The organism is Vibrio sinaloensis DSM 21326 (assembly GCF_000189275.1).
In the GTDB taxonomy this organism is placed as follows: Bacteria; Pseudomonadota; Gammaproteobacteria; order Enterobacterales; family Vibrionaceae; genus Vibrio; species Vibrio sinaloensis.
This window is the reverse complement of the sequence record NZ_AEVT01000101.1, coordinates 1-6,051: the sequence shown is the minus strand read 5'-3', so window position 1 is coordinate 6,051 and position 6,051 is coordinate 1. Positions and strand designations below refer to the sequence as shown.

The 6,051-nt window shown below is 41.9% G+C and carries 5 protein-coding genes; all 5 read left to right on the top strand.

Annotated features, from left to right (window positions below; all coding sequences use genetic code 11):
* Positions 1 to 107 precede the first annotated feature (107 nt).
* The 5 genes from RH45_RS18970 to RH45_RS18950 all read left to right on the top strand — a co-directional run bounded on the left by RH45_RS18970 (position 108) and on the right by RH45_RS18950 (position 6,016).
* Positions 108 to 599, top strand: a complete 492-nt coding sequence (locus tag RH45_RS18970; protein ID WP_008080311.1) for a hypothetical protein — start codon at positions 108 to 110, stop codon at positions 597 to 599.
* Positions 600 to 1,049: 450 nt separating this feature from the next.
* Entirely contained in the window at positions 1,050 to 1,559 is a 510-nt protein-coding gene (locus tag RH45_RS18965) for a hypothetical protein (protein WP_008080309.1), read from the top strand.
* 21 nt (positions 1,560 to 1,580) lie between these two features.
* A complete protein-coding gene (locus RH45_RS18960; protein ID WP_008080306.1) occupies positions 1,581 to 4,292 on the top strand; it encodes a TcfC E-set like domain-containing protein in 2,712 nt (903 codons plus the stop codon).
* The gene (locus RH45_RS18955; protein WP_008080304.1) at positions 4,279 to 4,986 is read left to right on the top strand and encodes a hypothetical protein; all 708 of its coding nucleotides are present in this window, start codon (positions 4,279 to 4,281) and stop codon (positions 4,984 to 4,986) included. The genes RH45_RS18960 and RH45_RS18955 overlap by 14 nt, the downstream gene beginning before the upstream one ends.
* Positions 4,970 to 6,016, top strand: a complete 1,047-nt coding sequence (locus tag RH45_RS18950; RefSeq protein WP_008080302.1) for a hypothetical protein — start codon at positions 4,970 to 4,972, stop codon at positions 6,014 to 6,016. The genes RH45_RS18955 and RH45_RS18950 overlap by 17 nt, the downstream gene beginning before the upstream one ends.
* Positions 6,017 to 6,051 lie beyond the last annotated feature (35 nt).

Below are 6,051 nucleotides of genomic sequence, written 5' to 3'. Positions count from 1 at the left end.
TTAATTAATATTTAAATAGTAGATTTTATAATGCGGCTTTAATAAATTACTTTGGACCAAAGAAAACTTGGTATATAACTTATCACTCATAAACTAGAGAAAAATAAATGAAAGCAACAAACATTGCAAAGTTAGCACTATTTATTGGAATGACGACCGGCATGGGTATGGCTCACGCAACACCTGGGAGTGCAATTATCGATTTTGTCGGTTTTGTATCCGGCTCGTCTAATGGTACTGATGTTGAAATTACCAATATAACAAGCGGTACACTAAAAGCCAGTGCAGGTGACCAAGCCTTTATCACCAGCAACCCAGGTAGTATGACGGTGAAGAATATCCATAATTCTCACCCCAAAGTAGAAATTACCTTGGTGGATACTAAGTTCGCAATTGACGGCACCACAACGAATACGACAGGCGAGTCGGTACTGGTAGATGGCCAAGACGTAACATCAGGCAGTACGAAAATTGACCTTGCTAAAAATCAGTCAAAGGTTGTTGATGTGATCTATGAAGCAGATTCAGATACATCCTTCGCAGCCGGTGACCGAATCTCTGCTACGGTTCAGCTCGAGTTGGCAGCTGTCGCTTCATAATTAGCGCTAATGCGTTCAACCTAGCAGGTACTAATAAAAGTGCCTGTTAGGTTTTTATTAAGATGTACTTTGATTTATTTGTGCAGAGAGTTTTAAGTATAACTGTTTCACAAAAATATTAACCCTCCTACTTAAAGACTAAATTTGTTATTAGTCTCCTATTGCCTGAAACAGTACGCCTTCACTAGACTCAGTGCGATTAAATTCAAGATTATCGTTCACGTAATCATCATTAAAGCCATTGACGTTTAATCATTTGTTCACTGCTTAACTTAACTTAAATGAACTTTAATGATTATCTTAAATTACGCAGCTCTCTTAAGCTTTGCTACCCGTAATCCACAAGCATTTCGAATATGCCGTCAATACTGCGATTGATTGGCAGTATTTTTCAAAACAGAATTTATTCCTTGCTTACAGGGTCAGTAGTATTTGTATTAGGTAGATAAAATGAAAACATGGATCTTAGCGCTAGCCAATATCGGCTCGATAATGATTAGCGTATTGGGTACTTCTTCTCCAGCGTATGCTTCCTTATTTCATACCAGCTATAAGCCTTTTGTTGTTCAAGTTGAAACGGTCATTGACCTGATGGCTCTCCCTCCTGAAATCACAGGTGAGGATGGTATGGCATTACCCGTTTCTGTTGAACTAGCTGGCAATACGGAGGACGACAGAATTGTTACCAGAGAAGCGATCAAGTTGGAGGCCAGAGATGCGTTTGGTGTTCTTACTGATGTCGATTGGACATTTTCCGTAACTCAGTTTTCGCTGGGTGGTCAGTCTCAAGCCGTGAGCGATATCGACACTTTGCTCAACGGAAACATTGCTTCAGAAGCAAAAAACCAACAGAAGGTGTCACTGGCGGTGCAATCGAAAAGTGGCTGGGCTACTGAGCTTACCGCGGGTGACGATATCAACATAGCTGTCGACGTCATCGTTGAACATTCTGTCATATAACAAGTTAGTTAGGTCATTATTGTGAAGTTTACCTATGCCACTCTCGCGGCGAGCCTTTTTCTCACCTTCCCAGCATCGGCCAGTATTCCGGAAGGGTTTGAATCTTTCTTTGTTGCGCAACCTACCAATACGATAGTCAGTTTTGATGGTGACGAAGCCAGTATTTCGACAATTCTAAGTTTCGAGCAGTACAAGCTAGACACTAGCGGCGCAAAGCAATTAACGGAGTTTCTTAAAGGAAAAGTGAAACCCACTTACATCGATAGCCTTGTATCGAATCTACAGAAAGGAGTGACTTATGAGGATGCATGTAAAGGACTAACTTACGAGCAATGCGTATTTATGCCAGATGATATTGCGCTGATTTACGATTATTCCACCAAGCGCGCTAAAGTACTCGTTCATCCGAAAGGGCTTGAGGAGGTTCACACTGCCGGCCGTTATGACGATGGCGTTTCGGAGCAAAACGCATTAATTAACTCGATAAAGCTGGACACTTCCTACGATTCCGAGACAAGCACCGAGTCATTTGTTTACGGTGAGTCGGTACTGGGCCTGCGCTATGGCTATCTGAGTGCAGAGTATGAAATCTCCGAACAATCGGAGCTTTCAAATGTCAGTTATCGGCTGGACCAGCCGGGGTATTACCTTGTTACCGATTATGCTAGAGATGGTGCGCGGCAGACTCCATCATTTGGCCTATTTCCATCTACAACGTTAGACAGTGAAACCTACTCAATAGCCTTATCTACGTCAGACAGTTTGCGTCTGGATAAAGCAGATAATGGCAGGGCATTGAATGCGTTTTCACCTGTCAATGGCACCATGCGTATTTATAAAGATGATCGCTTGGTTCTGTCTAAAAACGTCAATTCTGGTTTCACTAAGGTGCCATATTCCAGTTTACCGAGAGGCGTCTATGAGGTCGCAATCGAAATTAGAGAAGGCAGTGAGGTCGTTTCCACCTATAACACGCAAGTCTACAACTTTGTCAGTGGCAAGACCGATGAAAACGTGAGTGTTACCTTGTCATACGTTGATCGGGAGGTTCCTACTAATCTAGAAGAGATCTCTAAAAAAGTTGGAGAAGAAGCGGTAGTCGAAGACTATTATGACGATGCACTATTCCTTGAAAGTGAATATACCTTCCCAATGATTGACGCAACGCGATTTGGTTTGTATGCGCTAGTCACTGATCAGCGGGGATATGGCATTGGCTCTGGCATTGAGTACATTCAAGACAGCTTTAGTCTTGTCGGGGCAGTGAAAGTGTATGACGACTCGTCTTTCCAATTAAGCACCGGCCTAAACTGGATTGCGTTCAACCTTAGTTATACTCAAGTGAAACATAAGAGCTTTTATGGCTCTAGCTTGTCTACATCTAGGCTTATCCACGGTAGCGCAGACGAAAGCTTGCTGTCTTTGAATTACTTTGCAAGGTTGAATGCGCAAACTTACTTTAACGCTGTACTAAGCAGTTCTAGTTACAACGGTTATAAGTACATCTCAGCGAACAGCGAGATTAGTTATACGCTGGCGAATGACTGGGAAGTGACCGTTGGCGGTGGCTACAACAGAGCAGAGTCGGAAGAGGGCTTTATTCTCAGATCGGACAGTAACGATGAATTTTCTGTCACTCTCAAACTTTCTATCCCTTTCAGTCGCCATTGGGGTTTTGAATCTTCCAATACATTCCAAGAAACAAATACCACCAGTCGTAACGAAATTCAGTATTCGGGTGACGTTGTCGACAGTGCGGCGGTGCACGTTAACCTTGAAGAAGGCGAGCAGACGGATGTAGGCGCTTATGTTGCCGACTCGTTTAAGAATAAGTACGTCGATCTTGATTATAGAGGTGACATAGACAGAGAAAGCTTAAGTACCAACGCGTTCGTCAGTAACACTCAGGTCTTTACTCCTGACGGTATTTTTCTAACGTCGGATCCGCGAAAGAGCTACATCGTTGAGCAACCGAACGTTCTCAATGCTGGTGAAGAAAATAGTGACCATATCATTGGTACTTCCCGATTGAGCCACAATGGTTACAGTGAAAATACCGTGCGTGAAAAGGCAGGAGACTACGTAATTGGGCTGCAACCTTACACTCAGTACGAGCATCAGTTTATGCCAAATAGCCTCGACTACTTGCTGGCTGAAGAGTCATTGGTCGTCGCTGATTATTTCTCGCTACCAGGCTCATTTGGCCGCGTAAAACCAAACTTGGTCAGAGTATCGAGCAATATGGTTAAGCTTGCTGAGGGGAATAACCAGTTGGTCGAATCTGCAAAGTGCATTAGTGAAACATGCTATGACGCTCAAGAAATCGCTCCAGGTGTTTACAACATTAAGCATTCGGGGGAGCTGATGTTGTTAAGTAACAATCAATCACTGTGTTCTGTGGAAGTGGATAACTCAACAAGTCGAGCAAATGGTCACTGTTTTCCTGAAACTGACCCCCTCTCTGAATTTTCAATGGGTGAAGAAGATTACATTATGATCTCTGTGATTTTACCAACTGATAGAGAGATTAAGAGCAATATAGAGGCGACGTTCGGCTCTGATGCATTATTTAAATCAATGAGTAATGACATTGAAGTTGCATACATTGCTAAATCACAAGCGAGCCAGCATGTTGTTCAACAATTTAAAGCAAATAATCAAGATCTCGTTTTATCGCTACGAAATGCATATGAAGAAATTATTAATGAGGAAACAGAGTATGCGCAACAATAACGTATCATTAATCAATATGAACCGAGTGCTCACTTTTATTATTGGATTGTTTTTTTACTCAACTTACGCTTACTCACTCGATATAGAATCTTTGGTTGAATACTCAGATAGAGGCCCTAGCATTGATTATGTGCTGACAAACAATCAAGACCACGATCTCTTTATATCGACAAAAATATTTGAGTTAGAGGTAGGGGATACGGGAGAGATTGTTGAGAAAGAGTATACAGCTGATAATTTAGACGAATGGCAAATTACGCTCTCGGAAGCAAAGTTTATTTTACGCGTAGGGGAGTCTCGCGTGGTGACAGCCTATCGTATTAATGGGGGGCAAAACTTGTCATCTGATGATGTGTTTAAAGTTCGTTTCTCACCAAACGCAGTCAACGAAAAGAAAAATACAGTCGCTATCAACTACGGTTATGGCATTCTTTCAATTTTTGAAACGAGTGGTCAAACGAGCCGTATACCAGAGGTATCTTTGGCAGGTAAAAAAATAGAGATTAATAACAAGACCAACAAATTCTTAGAGGCGAGAGTGTGTAATTCGAAACGCGAATGTGAATTTAGCTCTGTTTATTACATTCTACCTGGGCGAAAAACTGCGATTGACAAACCAGATGATATTAATAATGAAGCCTATATACAGTTTTCGACAAATGACGGATCGTTTGACTATGAAGCCACTTTGTAAACTCTCATCAATCATCGCCTTTGTTGCCTGCGTAAGTAGTTACGGTTCATTGGCAGCAACAAGTATTGTTGGATCGATAAAAGGCGATACTGTCCATTGGGACGATGCCAAAGTAGAGAGAGGCTATGTTCTCTCTCAAGGCTATGAACCCATGGGTAATTTGCCTTACAGTAAGGAGTGGGTGGCGGGCATCGCAACCATTCCAACATCTGTGACTCTTACCAACGAAGGCGGGGATTCGGCTATTGTCTCGTTGAGTGCGGCAGGTGGGGCGTTACATTATTCACACGCTTCGCAAAGCAGTGCCAACCACAGTCAAAATTCAACACTGTGTGATGCAGAGCAGTTAAGCGCATCAAATTACACCGTTGTGTCCAAGGCGGCTCAACGCTGCTATGGCTCAAAGAAGGTCATCTTGGCAGAAGCAAAACAACCTTTTAACTACATACAGCCGATGGTGAAGTTTACCAACCTGATTGCTGATTTCAAAAGCAAGCCCGCAGGTATCTACACTGGCACGATGACCGTGCTTTACAGCTATGGATTTAAAAATGGTGCAGGAGCATTTACGTACAGAGATATTCCGGTGACTCAGAATATAATCATCTCGCATATGCCTGCATTCATTGACTCAGTAGACGTAAACAATTCAACATTAGTTCTTGATCCTGAAATCGATGCCTCTGGAAATTTATATTCGAACAACGATGTGAAGGTAACCGTCAATGGGGTAATGGGAAAGTCTCTACAGTTATATGTTCCTGACCGAAGCTATGAACTGATTGACTCTGCATCGAAAGCACAACCAATTCCATTAGATATTGTATGCACGTCAGGATGTAATAATACACCACTTGTGTCAGATGGTTTTGTCACCAATAAATCAATAAATATTGATACAAGCTCCTCTAGAGGAAATTCCAGTTATGATTTTAATTTGGAATTCAGTTATCTCATCAACAATTCATCAATCGAAGAAGGGACGTTTAGAAATGACTTTTACTTCATCGTTGAATTGCCTGTTCAGTAATTAATAACGTTTAATGAGAATCGATTTAAAATTTA